This window comes from Streptomyces sp. NPDC020299 (genome assembly GCF_044387825.1).
Lineage (GTDB): Bacteria > Actinomycetota > Actinomycetes > Streptomycetales > Streptomycetaceae > Streptomyces.
Genome location: NZ_JBIRWL010000001.1, coordinates 586,309 through 602,977, shown reverse-complemented (window position 1 = coordinate 602,977; position 16,669 = coordinate 586,309). Strand labels below are relative to the sequence as shown.

The following is a 16,669-nucleotide window of genomic DNA, read 5'->3' as shown; positions in this document are numbered from 1 at the left end:
AGAGCCTCGCTCAGGTCGGTGGTCGACCACACCGGCTCGGCCAACCAGGGGTTGGGTGTGGAGTGGTGCCCGACAGCAGGCGGCGAGGCTCACTCGGCGGGGGTGGCGATGACGGGTTGACAGGAGTCCGGGTTCGCTGCCTGAACGCGGTTGTTCCCCTCCGTCAGGAGCTTTCGGTGACTGCTACCGGGAGTCCTGCGGTGTGTCGGCAGGCTGCAGCGTGGTGAGCCATTGGGCGACGACGGCGTCGATGAAGGCGTCGGTGACCTGGCCGCGGTCGAGGAAGAGCCGGGCGAGGACGGGCCCGTAGAGCAGGGTGAACTCGTCGTCGCTGATCTGGATGCCCGAAGGCTCCAGCAGCTTGTTGAAGCCGACGTAACGGTCTTCGCCGATGCGGACGAGCGCCCGCGCGCTGTCGGGGTCGTGGTCGGCCTGGGCGGTGACGGCCAGGGCAGCGGCTCGCACGGCCGGCACAGTGACGCCGGCGCGCAGGCTCTTCAGCCACGCGGTGGCCACCTCACGCACGTCGCTGCCCGGTTGGGGGTAGGTGCCGAGGTCGGGGCCTTCGAGGACGAGGTCGAAGAGCAGCGCGGCTCGGGTGGGCCAGTGCCGGTAGAGGGTCTGGCGGGTGACGTCCGACCGCTCGGCCAGCAGGGCGTAGGTCAGTCCGGCCGGTCCGACCTCAGGCAGCAGTTCCCGCGCGACCGCCAGCACGCGATTGCGGGTGCGCTGTACGCGTGGGTTGCCCGGAGTCGGCTGACGGCGGTGGAGGGGCTGCTTCATGCCGCCACCCTACCCGCACATCATACGACGTGTGTGATTGATGTCACAGGCGGCAATCATACGCACCGTGTGATAGATCTGAGGAAGTAAATCACACGCACTGGATGATTCTTGCGTGTCGACGATTCGAAAGGCAGACGCCCATGTCACCCCGCAACCTCACCGCACCCACATTCGCCCGCACTCGTCTCGGCTCCGGCCCCGGCCTGCTCCTCGCCCACGGCGCCGGCAGCAGCCTGGCCGGCACCTACGGCCCCGTCCTGGAAGCCCTCGCCGCCCGCCACACCGTCGTCGGCATCGACTACCCCGGCAGTGGCGACACCCCCCGCTCCACCGCCCCGCTGTCCGTCGACGACCTCGCCGACCAGCTCGTCGCCGCCGCCGATGCGGAGGGCCTCGACCGCTTCGCCGTGTCCGGTTACTCCCTCGGCGGCCCGGTCGCCATCCGCGCCGCCACCCGCCACCCCGAGCGCGTCACCTCACTCGTCCTGACCGCCGCCTTCCCGCACCGCGACAACCGGCTCGCTCTCGCCTCCTCGATCCAGAGCAAGATCGCCGCGTCCGGCGACCGCGAGCTGCTCGCCGAGTTCCAGCTCATGGTGGCCCTCGGCACCCAGGCGCTGGAGTCGATGCCGGCCGAGCAACTGCAGCAGACTCTTGGCTACGTCGCCGCCAGTACGGTCGACGGCAGCTCCGAACAGACCGACCTCGTCGGCCAGGTCGACGTCCGGGACGACCTCGCCGGCATCACGGTCCCCACCCTGGTCGTCTCGACCACCGACGACCGGCTCGTCTCCAGCGACCTGCACCGCCGGCTCGCCGAGACCATCCCCGGCGCCCAACTCGCGGAAATCGCCACCGGCCACCTGCCGATGCTGGAGCGGACCGAGGAGTGGCTGCAGCTCATCACCGACTTCCTCGACAAGCACCACGCCTGAACGCACACCACTGGCGGTGCCCCAGGGGCCAGGCCCCTCACCCGGACCGCCCCTTGATCACAACTCACCACACGCGTGTATATGGAGGAACCATGCTCAGTTTCGGCCAGCTCGACGAGTCCACCCACTTCCACGACCAGCAGAAGGAGGAGGCCGGCCCGGTCACCATCATCAACACCTTTGTTGCCCCGGAGGGCAAGGAGGACGAGGTGGTGGCCGCTTGGAAGGACGACGCGGAGTACATGAAGAGGTCGGGGAGCCTCCTCTCGGTGCAGCTGTACCGGGGCATAGCCGGCAGCCGGCTCTTCACCAACGTCGCGGTCTGGAAATCCACCGAGCACCTCCGTGCAGCGCTCGGCACGCCGGAGTTCGCCTCGCATCTGGCGAGCTACCCTGCCGGTACCGTGGCCTACCCGCACCTCTACCAGAAGTTCGCTGTAGAGGGCGTCTGCGACGGGGAATGACGACCGCCAGCCGAGTCCACGCCGCCGTTCGCCACGCGCGGACGTGGTAGCGACGTTCGGTTCCTGGTCAGCCGCGGGCTCGCGCCGACGCCGCCGATCCGCGTCCTCTGACCGACCGACTGGTGCTCGCAGTACTCGGCCGGGTCCGCGCAGAGAAGGGCTCAGCGGCGGGACGTACGAGAGGACGAATGCCGCTGGTCACCGGGTCGGGGGAGATCCCGCCGCTGGTCGGACGGTCGGGACACGGGGCGACGGCGATGGCGGTACCAGGAGCTGTTTCCCAGGTACCGCCAGAAGGCCGGCAAAGCCGATTGACTCCCTCCGGGGAAGGGAAGGTCACCGTGACGACGCCGGCCCGTTCGCCGCCGCGGCGAGCGCCGTCACACCGCCCCGACGGAGTCCGCCTTGCCACGGACGACATCCCGCAGACGCTTCTTGTCGATCTTGCCGACCTTTGTCAGCGGCAACTCCTCCACGACCAGCAGGTCTTCCGGAAGCTTGTATCGCGCCACCTGCATGGTGGTGAGGGCGGCACGGACCGATTCGAGGCTCAAGTGGGTCCCCGGCTCGACGACCACGACCGCGCACACCCGCTCCCCCAGGTCGGGGTCGGCCTTCGCGACGGCCGCGACGCGGGCGACACCGGGCAGGCGGTAGATCAGGTTCTCGACCTCCTCGGCGGAGATCTTCTCACCGCCCCGGTTGATGAGGTCCTTGTCTCGTCCTTCGACGACGAGATTGCCCGACGGGTGCAGCCGGACGACGTCACCGGTGCGGTACCAGCCGTCGGGGGTGAACGCTCGGGCGTTGTGTTCGGCGGCCCGGTAGTAGCCGCGTGGGGTGTACGGGCCACGGGTGAGCAGCGCGCCCATCTCGCCGGGCCGAACCGGCTCGTCGGAGGCGTCGACGACGAGGATCTCGTCGTCCGGGGACATGGGGCGCCCCTGCGTCTCGATCTTGATCTCGTCGGGGTCGTCAGGGCGCGTGTAGTTCAACAGTCCCTCTGCCATGCCGAACACCTGCTGGAGCGTGCCACCGAGCACGGGTTCGGCGCGGCGGGCGACCTCCGGCGCAAGGCGGGCGCCACCCACCTGCAACAGCCTGAGTGCGGGCGGGGCGGGGTGGCGGCCCGAGGCCACCGCGTCGATCCAGCGCTGGACGACGGCCGGTACGGCGGCGGTGACCGTCACGCCCTCGGCGGCCATCAGCGGCAGCACCTTGCCGGGTTCCGGGGTGCGGGCCAGGACGACCCGGCCGCCGTTCATGAGGGTGCCCAGGATGCCGGGACAGGCCAGGGGGAAGTTGTGTCCGGCGGGCAGCGCCACCAGGTAGACGGAGTCGGAGTCGAGGCCGCAGACCTCAGCGCTGCGCCGCGCGTTGTACTCGTAGTCGTCATGGGTGCGGGTAATGAGCTTCGGCAGTCCGGTTGTACCGCCGGAGAGCAGGAAGACGGCGATGTCGCCGCTGTCCGGAGAGATGTCGTCGAGCCGGGCCCGTGCGCCGGCCGGGTCGTCGGCCGGTTCGGCCAGGGCGCGCAGGTCCGTGGCGTCGGTACCGGCCGTGCCACCCGCAACGAGCAACAACCTTACACTTGGGGTGCCTTCGGCGACCTCCCGCCCCAGGGCCTTGTGGTCGAAGTCGCCGAGTCGGTCCGGTACGGCGATCGAGGTGACCTCGGCATGGGCGGCCAGGTAGCGCAGTTCGTGACCGCGGTGCGCGGGCATCGCCATCACGGGAGCGATTCCAGCCCGCAGGCAGGCGAGCGTGAGTGTGACGAACTCCCAGCCGTTGGGCAGCTGGACGAGCATCGCGTCCCCGGATCTGAGACCACTGTCCAGCAGGCGGCATGCCAATCCGTCTGCCCTGTCGACGAGTTGACGATAGGTCAGACGCGTATCGCCGTCCACTACAGCCACCGCGTCGCCGTAGGTCTCCGCCCATTCATGAAGGTATGAGCCGAGCGGCCTGCCACGCCAGTACCCGGCCTCGCGGTAGCGGTCGCCCGCCTCCTTGGGCCAGCGCACGAATCCCTCACGCGTCATCGGATCCTCCTTGATCCCGGGGGTCACGCAGCAGCAGTACGGCGTCGAGCGCGACGACGTCGCCGTCGGGCAGGACGCGCAAAGGGTTGATCTCGCACTCGGCCACGGTGTCGTCGGCGGCGAGGGAGGCCAGGGCGAGCAGCACGTGGGTGAGTCGCGCGCGGTCGACCGGGGTGGCGCCGCGCGCGCCGAGGAACAGCTGGCGGGTGGCGAGCTCGTCGAGCATCCCATGGGCCTCGTTCGCGGACAGAGGCGCGAGGCGCAGGGAGACGTCGCCGAGGATTTCGGCAGCCGTTCCCCCGGCGCCCAGAGCAAGCACGGGGCCGAAGACCGGGTCCCGGCGTACGCCGACGATGAGTTCGGGACCCGCGGGGGCCATCTGTTCCACCAGCAGCGCGGGGCTCGCGGGCATGCGGGCGAGGGCTTCGTCGAGCTCCTCGTGCGTGCGGATGCCGACCTGGACTCCGCCCACTTCCGTCTTGTGCAGGATGTCCGCGTCGAGGATCTTCACGACGACCGAGCCGCCGAGCTCGTCGAGAGCCGCGTGAGCCGCGGCGGGGTCGGCGCACACGCGCCGTACGGGCGTGTGGATGCCCAAGTCCGCGAGGACACCCTTGGCCGTGTGCTCGTCGACCGACCCCGGCGGGGGCAGGGTGGGGGCATCGGAGGCGGTGAGGACGGCCTCCAGTCGAGTGCGCGCAGCCGCGTCCTCGACGAGCGCGCGCACCATCGCCGATCCGGAGGCCGGCGTGGCCGCGCAGGGAATGCCGGCGTCGCCGAGTTCACGGCGGGTCCGTCGCGCCTGCTCCACGGGTCCGCCGACGACGGCGACGAGCGGGGTGGCCGTACGGGCGGCGGTCAGCGCGGCCGGGAGGTCCACGGTGGTGGGTTCCAACAGCCCGTAGACGGCGGTGACGTCGATACCAGGGTCCTCCGAGACCCGCTCCACGATCTGCGTGATCGTGGGCGAGGGCCGACCGGTGTCGACGGGGTTGTTCAGATAAGTGAGGGCCGGGAGCAGCTCGCGCAGCTCCTTCACCGTCCGTTCGACCATCGGGGGAACCTGGATGCCGTGGGAGCGCAGGTCGTCCGTGAGCAGCAGTCCGGGTCCAGCCTGGGCGGTGACCAGGCCGACGCCTGCACGGGGATGCGCGGGGAGTCGTACGCGGCTGAGCGCGGTGACAGCGTCGACGAGGTCGCGCTCGTCGTCGACGAGAACGGCTCCGGCCTGGCGCAGGGCCGTCCTGGTCACGCGCCAGGAGGTTGCCAGGGCACCGGTGTGGGAGCGGGCGAAGTCGCCGATGTCGCTGCGGCCCACGACCAGGGCCACCACGGGGACACGATCGGTCAGACGCCGTACCGCCTCGGTGAGGCGCCGGCCTTCCGCGGCGGTCTCCACGTGCAGGGCGACGGCCCGTACGCCGTCGTCCTCGGCAAGGTGGTCGAGGACGTCCGCCTGGGTGACATCCAGGCTGTTGCCCAGCCCGACCCCGAGGCGCAGGCCGACGCCGGCCTCGGCCAGGGCGAACGCCAACGCATGGTTCACGCCACCGCTCGCGGCTACGACCGCCACCGGACCCGGTTCCAGGCCGGGCGCGCCTGGTACGAAACTGGCCGTGAGCCGTCGGTGGGGGGCGAGGAAGCCCGAGGTGTTCGGCCCGAGGACACGGATGCCGGTGTCTCCAACCGCCTCGGCCAACGCCTGCTGGTGCAGCACCCCTTCGCCGCCGGATTCTGCGAAACCGCCCGCGCACACGAGCGCGGCGCGGGCGCCGACAGCTGCCGCCTCGCGTAGGGCGTCCGCGGTCACGGCGGCCGGAATGCAGGAGACGACCAGGTCGGGTGTGATGCCGTGGGCTGCGGCGGCCTCGCCGACGGTGGGGAAGAAGCCCCGGTCGGGGTCCGGGCGGCCGGAGTTGACCTTCATCACCGGCCCCGGGAAGGAAGCCAGGGAGTCGGCCATCGCCGCGCCGAGCTTCCCAGGCGTGGCCGATGCGCCGAGCACGGCAATGGCTCGGGGGGCGAACAGCGGTTCCAGGGTGGTCACTTGGTGCCTCCGACGAGGTCGGCCCGGCCGGAGAGGACGAGCGTGGTCGCGGTGTCGTCGTCGTACGCGCCGACGATCGCGGCGGGCAGGCTGTGCACGAGCCGGGCCTCCTCCGCGACCAGTACGCGGGTCAGCGCCGTACCGCCGCGTACACCGACGAGCAAGGCGCCAGCCTCTGCCGTCTCACGCACCTGATCAAGGGCGAGCGGCAGACCCTCCTCAGTGTCCGGGGCTTCGATCCATACGCCCGCCCCCGACGACTGACCGCTGAAGGGGACCATCGGGATGTCGGTGCCGTCGATGCCGGTCAGGACGTCGTCGTCGACCGTCACCCGCCGCGAGGGAAGTCGGTACGGCCCGCGCGGGAAAGGCGTCTGCAGGGGCCCCGCATCGTGACGGCCCCGCCACCATCCGTCGACGCGGTCCACGTACAACGCGTCGCGCACGGCGAGTTTGCCCCGCGGGATGCTGCGGGTGAGGAAGTGGAAGGCGAACTGCGTCGGGTCGTCGAGCGTACGGACGTAGCGGCCGAAGTGCTCCCACCAGGACAGGCTGGGCCGCGCCGAGTTCTGGATCTTCTCGACCTTGGGGCGGCGGCGCTCCTCGTAGATCTCCAGTGCCTCCGGCACGCTGTGCGACGCCTCCCCCAGGGCCTCGGCCAGCGCGACCGCGTCCTCCATGGCCATCTTGGTTCCGGACCCGACGGAGAAGTGCGCGGTGTGCGCGGCGTCGCCCAACAGCACCCACTTGCCCCGTCGCCACGAACGGGCCCTGCGGGTGGCGAAGTTGGCCCAGCGGGAGTTGTTGCCGACCAGCGGGTGCCCGTCGATCTGCTCGCGGAACAGGTCTTCCAGGTAGCTCTTGGTCGTCTCGTCGCTCATGCCCGGCGGGGTCGACGGATCGAAGGCGTCGAGACCGGCCCTGGTCCAGGAGTCCGCGTCGGTCTCGACGATGAAGGTGCTCAGCGAGTCACTGATCGGATAGGCGTGGGCGGCGAAGACACCGTGGGGGCCGTCCTGGTGGACGAACGTGAGCCCGTCGAACGCGTAGGTGGTGCCGAACCAGATGAACTTCGCGCTCGCCACCTCGGCGGTCGGTCCGAAGTCGTCGGCGAACAGGGTGCGGAAGCGGCTGTTGGCGCCGTCGCACACCACGACCAGGTCGAAGTCGTCCAGCTCGGAAGGGTCGCGGACCTCGTGCTGGAAGCGCATCTGCACGCCCTCGGCGCGGGCCCGCTCCTGCAGCAGGCTCAGCAGCGTCTTGCGTACGACAGCCGCCATGCCCATGCCGCCGACGCGCTCCCGAGCTCCGTGCACGCGGACCTCGATGTCGTCCCAGTGCCGACCGTGCTTCTCCAGCGCCTCGCTGAGGACGGGATCGGCGGCGTCAATGGCGTCGAGTGTGGCGTCCGAGAAGACCACTCCGAAGCCGAACGTGTCGTCCGGGCGGTTGCGTTCGAAGACCACGACCTCGGCGCCGGGCCGGCTCCGCTTGAGCAGTGTGGCGAAGAACAGTCCTCCGGGACCTGCGCCGATGCAGGCAACTTTCATCGTCTTTCCTTCGTGCTCACAGCCACGCGGGCAGCTTCGGCAGGGATCCCCCGCCGGTCGGGTACAACGGGCTGGGGACGGGGCGCCCGGTCGCGTAGGCGGCCAGGCTGGGCAGGTCACCGCTCACCACGACCGGCTTGACGTCGGCCGAGTCACCCAGCAGCCAGGTGTGCGCACTGTCCTCGGACCTCAGCCGGACGGAAAGATGGTCCGGCCGACCGGGGGAGGAGGCCGCCACGTCGTCGACGAGGCCCGCGCACACGTCGTGCGGCACGTCGTCGAAGCTGGTGTCGATGTTCAGGTCGACGGTGTGGACCCATACCTCGCGCACCCGCATCCAGGGCACCTGAGAGACGGGCACCTCACGGCCTCGCGCGGTGCGTACGGTCACCGCCCAGCACTCGTCGGGCAGCGCGGCGAACTCCTCGGCGAGACGGCCGTCGGCCGCGAGCAGCTCGGCACGCAGCTTCTCGGCCGGCTGCCGGGCGCCCTCCTCGATCTCGCGCGCACGCTGGTCGCCACTTGCGTACATGGGTGTCTCGACACCGGTACGCGCCCAGATCAGCAGGTTGACGAGTGCGTCGGCGTTGCGGGCGACGTGGGCGACGACGTGGGCGCGGCTCCAGCCCGGCAGGTACGAGGTCCTGGTGAATCCCGGATCGGTCAGCCGGTGCACGGCGGCTTCGAACGCCGCCGTGCCCTTGGTCACCCGCCCCAGCATCGCGGCCGGGCGTTCGCTCACCGTGTCTCCCGACGGCAGGTGTTGCGGGTCTCGCCGATCCCCTCGATCCGGGTGACGAGGAGTGATCCGTCCTGCAGATAGCGGGCGGGCTTGCGGGCATGGCCGACCCCGCCCGGAGTGCCCGTGGCGATCACGTCGCCGGGCACGAGGGTGACGACCTCGGACAGGTATGCGACCAGCGCGGCCGGGTCGAAGACGAGGTCACCGGTGTCGGCCTTCTGGACGGTGTCGCCGTCGACCTCACACGTCAGGTTCAGACCCTGTGCGGAGACCGCGGGGTCGTCGGCGGTCACCAGCCACGGTCCGATGGGCGTGGTGGCCTCGAAGTTCTTGCCCTGGTCCCACTGGGTGGTGCGGTACTGCCAGTCGCGGGCGGTGACATCGTTGAGCACGGTGTACCCGGCGATCGCGGCCCGCGCCTGCTCCGTGTCGGCGTGCCGGACCTCGGCACCGATGACGACGCCGAGCTCGGCCTCCCAGTCCATCTGCGTGGACCCGGCCGGCAGGGTCACGTCGTCGTACGCGCCGACCAGCACCCGCGCGAACTTGGAGAACAGCGTCGGGTGCGAGGGGAGTTCGCGGCCCATCTCAAGAATGTGGGTGCGGTAGTTGAGACCGACGCACACGACCTTCTCCGGGGCGACGACCACGGGGGCGTAGTCCAGTGGGCCTTCGTACGTCTCACCGTCGGCGTCCGCGGCACGCGTCGCCCAGTCACCGTGGCGCAGGAAGACCACCAGGTCGCTCTCGCCCAGGTCCACCGCCTTGTCGTCATCGATACGGACGGCGCGCGTGGTGCCGTTGACCCGGATGGTGGCGAGCTTCACTTGTGTTCTCCTCGGGAGGTACGGGCGAGGCCGAGCGCCTCGTAAACGGGCTCGTCACTGAAACGGAACAGGTCGACCTGGGTGCGGGCGGACAGCGAGACCTCGCACCAGGACGGGACCACGAACAGGTCGCCCTTGGCGATCTCGAAGACCTTGTCACCGACCTGCGCGACCGCCTCACCCTCGAACACCTGCCAGACCGCGGAGCCGACCGTGCGCACCGGGGTGGTCCGGGTGCCGGCCCTCAGACGGCGCATCTCGGTGCGCATCGTGACCAGGGCGTCCCTGCCAGTGGTGGGGTTCGAGAAGCGGACTCCGGCATGCCCGGGCTCGAGCACGCCGGGAACGCCCTCGTCCTCCAGTTCCAGCTGGGCGGTAAGAGCGGCATCGGTGTGCTCCCAGCGGTACGCGTTCAGCGGGGAGTTGGGCTGGTCAGGCCGGCTGATCGGGCGCAGCCCGGGGTGGCCCCACAGTCGCTGGCCGCGCGAGCGCTCGGGGGTTTCGCGGGTGGAGAGCTCGTCGGGACCGAATTCGAAGAAGCCGGCGTCCAGCTTGGAGACGAGCGGGATGTCGAGGCCGTCGAGCCAGGCCATCGGCTCATCGGTGACGTTCTGGTGCTCGTGGAAGGCCCAGCTCGGCGTGAGCAGCAGGTCACCCCGCCGCATCGCCACCGCGTCCCCGTCGACGTTGGTCCACACGCCCTCGCCTTCGACCACGAACCGGAAGGCTCCCTGGCTGTGCCGGTGCGAGGGTGCGACCTCGCGGGGTCCCAGGTACTGGATCGCGGTCCACAGGGTCGGGGTGGCGTAAGGCAGGCCCGGAAGGCCAGGGTTGGACAGGGCCATGGCGCGGCGCTCGCCGCCACGCCCCACCGGTACGAGCTCTCCTGAGCGCTGTGCGATGGGCAGCAGCTCCGCCCACCGCCACAGGTGCGGCACCGCAGCGGGCTGCGGCACCATCGGCATGAGGCCGTCCACCTGGGTCCACAGCGGGATCAGGCCCGCGTCCTCGAAATCCGCGTACAGCGCGTCGAGCAGCTTGCGCTCGGTCTGTTCGCTGGTGGTGTCGGTCACGGAAAACCTCCACGTCGTTTTGTACGGCGACCGCCGGAAGAAGCGCGCATCGTTCCGCGCCGTCTTTGACGCTACGCCGCGATTTCCCCTCTTCGGAATCCATGAGGGTTAGGATTCCGCTATGGAGAATTCAGGCAGTCTCTCGCCGAGCCCCTCGTATCCGGTGAGCGCCGCCGGCAACGCCCTGCACGTCGTCCGTCTGCTGCACGAGCTCGACGAGCTTCGGGTGATGGACGTCGCCGACCGGCTCGGCGTCGCGCGTTCGACCGCGCACCGCATCCTCGCGATGCTCGTCTTCGAGGGATTCGCCGTGCAGGACCGTCACAAGGTGTACCGGCCGGGGCCGGCTCTGCAGGCGATCAGGGGAAGCCAGGCGGCCCCTCCTCCGGACCTGATCACCATCGCCCACCCCCACCTGCAACGGCTGGCGGACGCGGTCCGAGAGACGACCCACCTGATGGTGCTCGAGGGCAACGGCAGCCGCTTCCTCGACGGCGTGGAAGGCCCACAGGCGCTGCGCGTCAGCTACCGCACCGGCACACTGCTGCCCGCCCACGTGACCTCGGGCGGCAAGGCCCTGCTCGCCGCACTGCCGGCTGACCGGCTCCGGGCCCTCTACCCCAACGGGCTCCCCGAGGACCGGGCCAAAGCTCCCAAGGACTTCGAGAGCCTGGTGAACGAGCTGGTGTCCGTGCGCCGCCACGGCTACGCCCTCAATTTTCAGGAGAGCGAGCGCGGAGTGCACGCCGTCGGCGCGTGTGTGCGCGACCGTACGGGCGCCGCCGTAGCCGCCGTGGTCGTGGCGGCTCCGTCCGTCCGCTGCACCCGCGCAAGGCTCGCTGAACTGTCCCAACCTCTGCTCGCGACCGCGCGGGACATCGGTCAGGGTCTGTGAACGGCAGCGGCGCACGCCACCGTCAAACCGCATGGTGGCGTGCGCCGTGGCGTCTTCGCGGCATGCCGTACGACCTCTGCGAAGGGCCTCCCGGTTCGGCAGGCAGCTGTAGTCGTCCTCCAGAGCGGCCCCGGCCCGCGCCGCCGACTCACCGGCTGGGCGCGAACGTCGTGCATCAGCGGGGGTGAGAGTTCGTCAGCGCTTGAGGTTCGTGACTCGTCATAGTCCCAGAACGCGCTCGGCGTTGCCGTGCGCGATGCTCGCGAGGTCGGTCGGCGCGTACGGTGCGGAGCGCAGGAATTCCACCGCCGCAGCGCTGGACTCGAACGGGTAGTCGATGGAGAACAGAACCCGGTCGACACCCACGGCATGAACGGCTCCCAGCAGCGCGGCATGCGACATGACCCCGCTGGTGGTGACGTACACGTTGTTCCGCAGGTAGTACGAGGGCAGGTGTTGCACCCTGTGCTCGGGGGGCACCTGGTCGTAGCGGCTGTCGAGCCTGGCCATCTGGAACGGCAGCAGCTCGCCCATGTGGCCCAACATCACCGACGCGCGCGGGAACTCGTCGAACACTCCGCCGTAGATCAGCCGGAGCGCATGGGCGCCCGTCGTCGCGGTCCATCCCCAGGAGGGTCCGACCAGCACGGGATACCCGTCGAAGACATGCCAGTTGTCGGCCGGAACGACAGCCGGATGCAGATACAACGTCACACCGAGACGCTCCAGTTCGGCCCATACGGGCCTGAACTGCGGCTCGTCAAGGTAGTGGCCGCGCACATGGTCGTTGTACAGCACGCCCTTGAAACCGAGCTCGGTCACCGCCCGGCGCAGCTCCACGACCGCGGCCTTGGGATCCTGCAGCGGAAGGGTGGCGAAGCCAGCGAAGCGGGTCGGGTGGGCGGCGATGGCCTGGGCGAGACAGTCGTTGATCCGCCGCGCGGCCGCCACGGCCTCCGCGGGATCCTCTATCACCTCCACGCCCGGTGTGGAGTACGAGAGGACCTGGACGTCGACGCCGTTCGCGTCCATGTCCGCCAGTCGCAGTTCGGTCAGATCGTCCAGGCGCCGGAACCACTCCTGTTTGATCGCCGCCGGCACGGCCATGTGCTGACGGATCTCTTCCTCCTGCCGGATGGCTCCGGGAACGGAGAACGCCTCTTCCACGGCCACAATGCGCATCTTGTCCTCCGAAGTGTTCCGATGGTCCTTCGAGCGGCCGCCTGCGGGCCGGGGCGGTGGACCTGACGTCGAGTGCTTGGGGTTGGCCCCACGGGGCCCGGTGACCCCAGTGGAGACACCGCTGTCGGACGCGGCCTCGGCGGCCCGCGCGGGCGACCCCGCGACCAGACCGCCGACCACAGCGGCTCCTGAAGCAGCGGCGGTCGCGGCGATGAATCTTCGTCGGGTGGCCTCAGCAGCAGGCTTGATGCGGAGCTCGGCGGGCGGAGTCACGGGTTGGAAGGGACGGTCGTCGGGCATGTCCACTCTCCCTCGAGGGCGCGCGGGTGATTGCCGGGGTCCTGTCATTGGCTGTTGCGCTCCGCGAGGGTGCGCGTCGTTCACGAGCGGTCCGACGGCCCTTCCAACCGCGGCCGCTGAAGGCATGGCGTCAGTCAGGGGGCTGGACCAGCCCGAAAGAGGTCAGGCTGGTTCTTGGCAAGTCGCTGGTGCTCATCCCTGCGTGCCACTTGACCATCAGCGTCTGAGCAGAGGAGGTGCTGGCTCATGCCGCTACAGAGCGCTCCTGCGTGGCGTGGGACTGCCGTCGTCCCTCTCTTGAACTGGAGCCAAGCTAGTTCTAGGGTACTTTCCAGTCAAGGCCAGTAAGAAAGCTGCGTAGGCTCGGCTTTTTCTCATGACCCGTAGCCAAGAATGTGGGCGGACTGTCAACGTGTGGCGGCTGCCTATGTGGCTGCGTCGGAGTGTCGAGCGTCGGGTGCGTCGGACTCGGTCGCTGTCGCGTTCGTGGTCCGGACCTGGTGAGCCGCCTGGCCGGGATCCGTTCGCTCACGGTGTCGCCGGGTCGGGTGAGGTGCGGGCGGCTGTGTGGAGCCTGCGGTGAATTGCGTAACGATCTGAAGGAACGTGAAGTGGAACAGACCATGATGGCGGTTCGCCTGTTCGAACACGGCGGCCCCGAGGTGCTCCAGTACATCAAGACGCCGATTCCCGAGATCGGACCGGACGACGTCTTGATGCGCGTACACGCCACGGCCGTCAACAGCTGGGACCTGCGCTACCGCTCGGGCAACCTGCCGCAGCCTCTCCCGGGACGCCCGCCGTGGCCCCTGCCCTTCCAGCTCGGCCGGGACGCGGCCGGTGAAATCGTCGCCACCGGCGAGAACGTCACCCGCTGGCGCCCCGGGGACAGGGCGGTACAGCTCCCGCACCCCCCGTGCCGCAACTGCGCCCTGTGCCTACGCGGACTCGAAAACCTGTGCATCGACACCGCCTACCCAGGACACCAGGTCTTCGGCGGATACGCCCAGTACGTCGCCCGCCGCCAGGACGCCATCCTGCCCATCCCCGACGGCGTCGACTACGAGACAGCCGCAGCCACCATGTGGACCTACACCACCCCCCTCAACTGCGCGCGCCAAGCACCCGTCGGCCCCGGCGACACCGTGGTCATCACCGGCGCCAGCGGCGGAATGGCCATCGCCTGCGCACAACTGGCAAAACTGAGCGGAGCCACCGTCATCGGCACCACCACCAAGGCGGACCGCGACGAAGCGCTCACCAAACTCGGCTACGACCACATCGTGCACTCCATCGATCCCCGAATGCCCGCACAGGTACGAGAGCTGACCCACGGCCTGGGCGCCGACGCCGTCTGGGACTGCGTCGGCGGCAACGACTTCTTCCAGCTCTCCCTCGCCTGCACACGACTCGGCGGCACCGTCATCGTCCTGGGCACACCGACCGACCAGGGATCCCGCCTCGAACTGGACGCACTCGCCCTCATCGGCCAGCAGGTGACCATCGCCAGCGTCCGCGGCGCCACCCTGCGCGACCAGCAACTATGCCTTCAACTGCTGGCAGACGAAAAGATCACCCCGATCATCGACCGCGCCTACCCCCTCGAACAAGCCGCCGAAGCCCACACCTACCTCGAAAGCCACCGACAGACCGGCAAAGTACTTCTCCTGCCCTAACACCCCGGAGCCGATCACTGACGAGGTGAAGGCGGCAGAACCCTGCCAGAGGTCGGTGGGACCGCTGTGGTCGTCCCACTTGCAGGCGTCCCGCTCGGTGACCGAGAGCTTGTCGACCCACCCCGGACCCGCGCGCCGGGGAGCCGGCTCACAGCGGGTGATGTCTCCTTGAACAGCGACGCCCAAGCCGCCATGTGCCCTCGCCGAATCCGGAATCCGCCCCCTTCTCTCTCCCCTCTTCCCTCCACGATTGAGGAACGCCTTCATGCGCATCGACACACACGCGCACGTCTACCCCAGCGACTACCTGGACTTCCTGGCCGACTCGGGCGTCACCACCACCGGCGGCCAGCGTGGGCTCGGGGCCGACGACACCGACAAGGAACTCGAGGCCCGCTTCTCCCTGATGGACCGGGCCGGTGTGGACCGGCAGGTGATCTCCGCTTCACCGCTGACGGGCGCCCTTCCGGATCCGGATCGGGCCGCTGCCGCCGCCCGCCTGATCAACGACCGGTACGTCTCCCTGGTGGACCGCCACCCCGACCGCTTCCTGGCCTTCGTCGTGCTTCCTCTGCCGCACGTCGACGCGGCCCTGGCGGAACTCGACCGCGTCCTCGACGCGCCGGGGGTGGTGGGCGTGGCCCTGACCACCTCGGCCGCGGGCCGGGCGCTGACCGACCCGGCCTTTGCCCCGGTGTGGCAGGAACTCGACCGCCGCGGCACCGTGATGTACCTCCACCCCGCAGGCGACGGCGTCGCCTCCCCGCAGATCACCGACCACCACCTCACCTGGATGGTCGGCGCGCCCGTGGAGGACACCGTCGTAGCGGCCCAGCTCATCACCCGCGGCTTCGTGACGCGCTACCCCCATGTGCGCATCCTCAACTCCCATTTCGGAGGGGCGTTGCCCATGCTGCTGGAGCGGTGGGACAACCTTGCCCACTTCGAGGCACCTGAGGCCCCCCTCCCGCCGAGCCAGGCGGCGCGCCGAATGTGGTACGACACGGTCGCCCACAGTTCCCAGACCGCGCTGCGGGCCGCGGTCCAGGCCGTCGGCGCAGACCGACTCGTCCTCGGCAGTGACTTCCCGTACCAGGGCGGCGAGCACTACCTCGACACCGTCGCCTACATCGAACGCGCAGGTCTCGACGCAGAGGACACCCAGGGCATCCTGGCCGGCAACGCCGAAGCCCTTCTGGGACTGGCCTGATCATCGGGGTGCGCTGACGAGGCCATCCGGGGCCGACAGGACAGCGGTGGCCGGATGTCAGGACGGCGTGGTGGTGGGCCCGGTGACGTCCGCCGGGCCCACCACCACACCTTGGAGCGGAAATCAGGCGCGCAGCATCCGGTCGGAGTGCGTCCCGGCTCCTCCTCCGTGGCGGAGACGTCCGGCAGGGTCTGGCCCCGCTCGCCGCTGCGCTCAGGTCACGTCACGCGGTTGGCCGATCATGGCCAGGGCGTTGTTTCCGGTGGCTGCCGACGGGAGGCTGGACGGTCTCTGCCTGTGCCGAGGCTGATCGCAAGGCGCTGTCCGCCGTGCACAGCCCGACGATGATCCTTTGGCTGCCTCCGTCGTCGCCGCTCAGCTTGGTCGCGCGCTCGCGCTGGGTGAGCGAAGGGGCGACTGGGGCGCCTGTCAGCGCGCGCTGAGAGGATGGGGGAGTGGCAGGTTATGTGTGCAGGGTGCGGGGTGAGCGTGTCGCCGCTGGAGATCTGATCGCGCAGGCCGCCGAAGCGTTCCGAGCGGGCGATGACGACGTGGTCATGGATGCAGGGCGACTTCGTCAGGGAGCCTTGGCGCTTCCCGCTGTCGTCGCAGCGGCAGGGTCAGGGTCGTCTTGGGAGAGCCGGCGCTGGTAAGACTTCCGTGCTGAAGCAGGTCACCCCGTGTCTTCGACACCTGGAGCGGAGACTCCGACTTCGTGGTCTTCGGTAGCTCGTGGACGTCGGCAGGCCCGTTCTCGCCGTGAGGAGCCTTCGCTCGCGATACGGATTCGTTCAGGGCGGCCATGAGGTTGAAGAGGTCTCCCAGTGTGGCCGGCGGTCCGGGCGCTGCTCACGGGCACGCGCGGGTCGCTGCGCTCATGAGCCGGCGGCTCGTGGGTTGATGTCCCTCGGCGCTATTTGGTCCGCGACTGGTCCGGCGG

General features: G+C 69.8%; 13 protein-coding genes. 5 read left to right on the top strand and 8 right to left on the bottom strand.

Annotation, left to right across the window (positions count from 1 at the left end):
* Positions 1–183 precede the first annotated feature (183 nt).
* Positions 184–783, bottom strand: coding sequence for a TetR/AcrR family transcriptional regulator (locus tag ACH45E_RS02820; RefSeq protein WP_361435867.1), 600 nt, complete (start codon positions 781–783; stop codon positions 184–186).
* A 143-nt stretch (positions 784–926) separates the two neighbouring features.
* Here ACH45E_RS02820 and ACH45E_RS02815 point away from each other — a divergent pair, with 143 nt between their 5' ends.
* Together ACH45E_RS02815 and ACH45E_RS02810 are read left to right on the top strand one after the other, a co-directional pair.
* Entirely contained in the window at positions 927–1,721 is a 795-nt protein-coding gene (locus tag ACH45E_RS02815; protein WP_361435869.1) for an alpha/beta fold hydrolase, read from the top strand.
* A gap of 92 nt (positions 1,722–1,813) precedes the next feature.
* On the top strand, positions 1,814–2,185 hold the full coding sequence (locus ACH45E_RS02810; RefSeq protein WP_361435871.1) for an antibiotic biosynthesis monooxygenase family protein: 372 nt from the start codon (positions 1,814–1,816) through the stop codon (positions 2,183–2,185).
* A gap of 380 nt (positions 2,186–2,565) precedes the next feature.
* Here ACH45E_RS02810 and ACH45E_RS02805 read toward each other — a convergent pair whose 3' ends face one another.
* From ACH45E_RS02805 to ACH45E_RS02780, 6 genes are read right to left on the bottom strand one after another with little or no spacing between them, the layout of a single operon-like run.
* Complete coding sequence (locus tag ACH45E_RS02805; protein WP_361435873.1) at positions 2,566–4,227, bottom strand: (2,3-dihydroxybenzoyl)adenylate synthase; 1,662 nt, start codon at positions 4,225–4,227, stop codon at positions 2,566–2,568.
* A complete protein-coding gene (locus ACH45E_RS02800) occupies positions 4,217–6,274 on the bottom strand; it encodes an acetate--CoA ligase family protein (RefSeq protein WP_361435875.1) in 2,058 nt (685 codons plus the stop codon). The genes ACH45E_RS02805 and ACH45E_RS02800 overlap by 11 nt, the downstream gene beginning before the upstream one ends.
* Entirely contained in the window at positions 6,271–7,824 is a 1,554-nt protein-coding gene (locus ACH45E_RS02795) for an FAD-dependent monooxygenase (protein WP_361435877.1), read from the bottom strand. Before ACH45E_RS02795 ends, ACH45E_RS02800 begins: the two co-directional genes overlap by 4 nt.
* A 16-nt stretch (positions 7,825–7,840) precedes the next feature.
* Positions 7,841–8,566 (bottom strand): maleylpyruvate isomerase family mycothiol-dependent enzyme, encoded by a 726-nt coding sequence (locus ACH45E_RS02790; protein WP_361435879.1) that lies wholly within the window; start codon positions 8,564–8,566, stop codon positions 7,841–7,843.
* Positions 8,563–9,393, bottom strand: a complete 831-nt coding sequence (locus ACH45E_RS02785) for a fumarylacetoacetate hydrolase family protein (RefSeq protein WP_361435881.1) — start codon at positions 9,391–9,393, stop codon at positions 8,563–8,565. The genes ACH45E_RS02790 and ACH45E_RS02785 overlap by 4 nt, the downstream gene beginning before the upstream one ends.
* Positions 9,390–10,466: a cupin domain-containing protein gene (locus tag ACH45E_RS02780; protein ID WP_399039821.1), complete on the bottom strand. Its 1,077-nt coding sequence runs from the start codon at positions 10,464–10,466 to the stop codon at positions 9,390–9,392. Before ACH45E_RS02780 ends, ACH45E_RS02785 begins: the two co-directional genes overlap by 4 nt.
* Positions 10,467–10,587: 121 nt before the next feature.
* On the opposite strand from ACH45E_RS02780, the gene ACH45E_RS02775 reads away from it, so the two are divergent.
* Positions 10,588–11,361 (top strand): IclR family transcriptional regulator, encoded by a 774-nt coding sequence (locus ACH45E_RS02775; protein WP_361435882.1) that lies wholly within the window; start codon positions 10,588–10,590, stop codon positions 11,359–11,361.
* A gap of 219 nt (positions 11,362–11,580) precedes the next feature.
* Here the strand turns inward: ACH45E_RS02775 and ACH45E_RS02770 are convergent, their stop codons facing one another.
* A complete protein-coding gene (locus tag ACH45E_RS02770) occupies positions 11,581–12,543 on the bottom strand; it encodes an amidohydrolase family protein (protein WP_361435883.1) in 963 nt (320 codons plus the stop codon).
* A gap of 911 nt (positions 12,544–13,454) precedes the next feature.
* On the opposite strand from ACH45E_RS02770, the gene ACH45E_RS02765 reads away from it, so the two are divergent.
* Complete coding sequence (locus ACH45E_RS02765; RefSeq protein ID WP_361435884.1) at positions 13,455–14,519, top strand: alcohol dehydrogenase catalytic domain-containing protein; 1,065 nt, start codon at positions 13,455–13,457, stop codon at positions 14,517–14,519.
* Positions 14,520–14,784: 265 nt separating this feature from the next.
* Complete coding sequence (locus ACH45E_RS02760) at positions 14,785–15,729, top strand: amidohydrolase family protein (RefSeq protein ID WP_361435886.1); 945 nt, start codon at positions 14,785–14,787, stop codon at positions 15,727–15,729.
* Positions 15,730–16,669: the final 940 nt, after the last annotated feature.

What these genes read in the sequence shown, in the direction of transcription:
- ACH45E_RS02820 (WP_361435867.1), bottom strand. Translation starts at nt 783, where the DNA reads ATGAAGCAGCCCCTCCACCGCCGTCAGCCGACTCCGGGCAACCCACGC.
- ACH45E_RS02815 (WP_361435869.1), top strand. Translation starts at nt 927, where the DNA reads ATGTCACCCCGCAACCTCACCGCACCCACATTCGCCCGCACTCGTCTC.
- ACH45E_RS02810 (WP_361435871.1), top strand. Translation starts at nt 1,814, where the DNA reads ATGCTCAGTTTCGGCCAGCTCGACGAGTCCACCCACTTCCACGACCAG.
- ACH45E_RS02805 (WP_361435873.1), bottom strand. Translation starts at nt 4,227, where the DNA reads ATGACGCGTGAGGGATTCGTGCGCTGGCCCAAGGAGGCGGGCGACCGC.
- ACH45E_RS02795 (WP_361435877.1), bottom strand. Translation starts at nt 7,824, where the DNA reads ATGAAAGTTGCCTGCATCGGCGCAGGTCCCGGAGGACTGTTCTTCGCC.
- ACH45E_RS02775 (WP_361435882.1), top strand. Translation starts at nt 10,588, where the DNA reads ATGGAGAATTCAGGCAGTCTCTCGCCGAGCCCCTCGTATCCGGTGAGC.
- ACH45E_RS02770 (WP_361435883.1), bottom strand. Translation starts at nt 12,543, where the DNA reads ATGCGCATTGTGGCCGTGGAAGAGGCGTTCTCCGTTCCCGGAGCCATC.
- ACH45E_RS02760 (WP_361435886.1), top strand. Translation starts at nt 14,785, where the DNA reads ATGCGCATCGACACACACGCGCACGTCTACCCCAGCGACTACCTGGAC.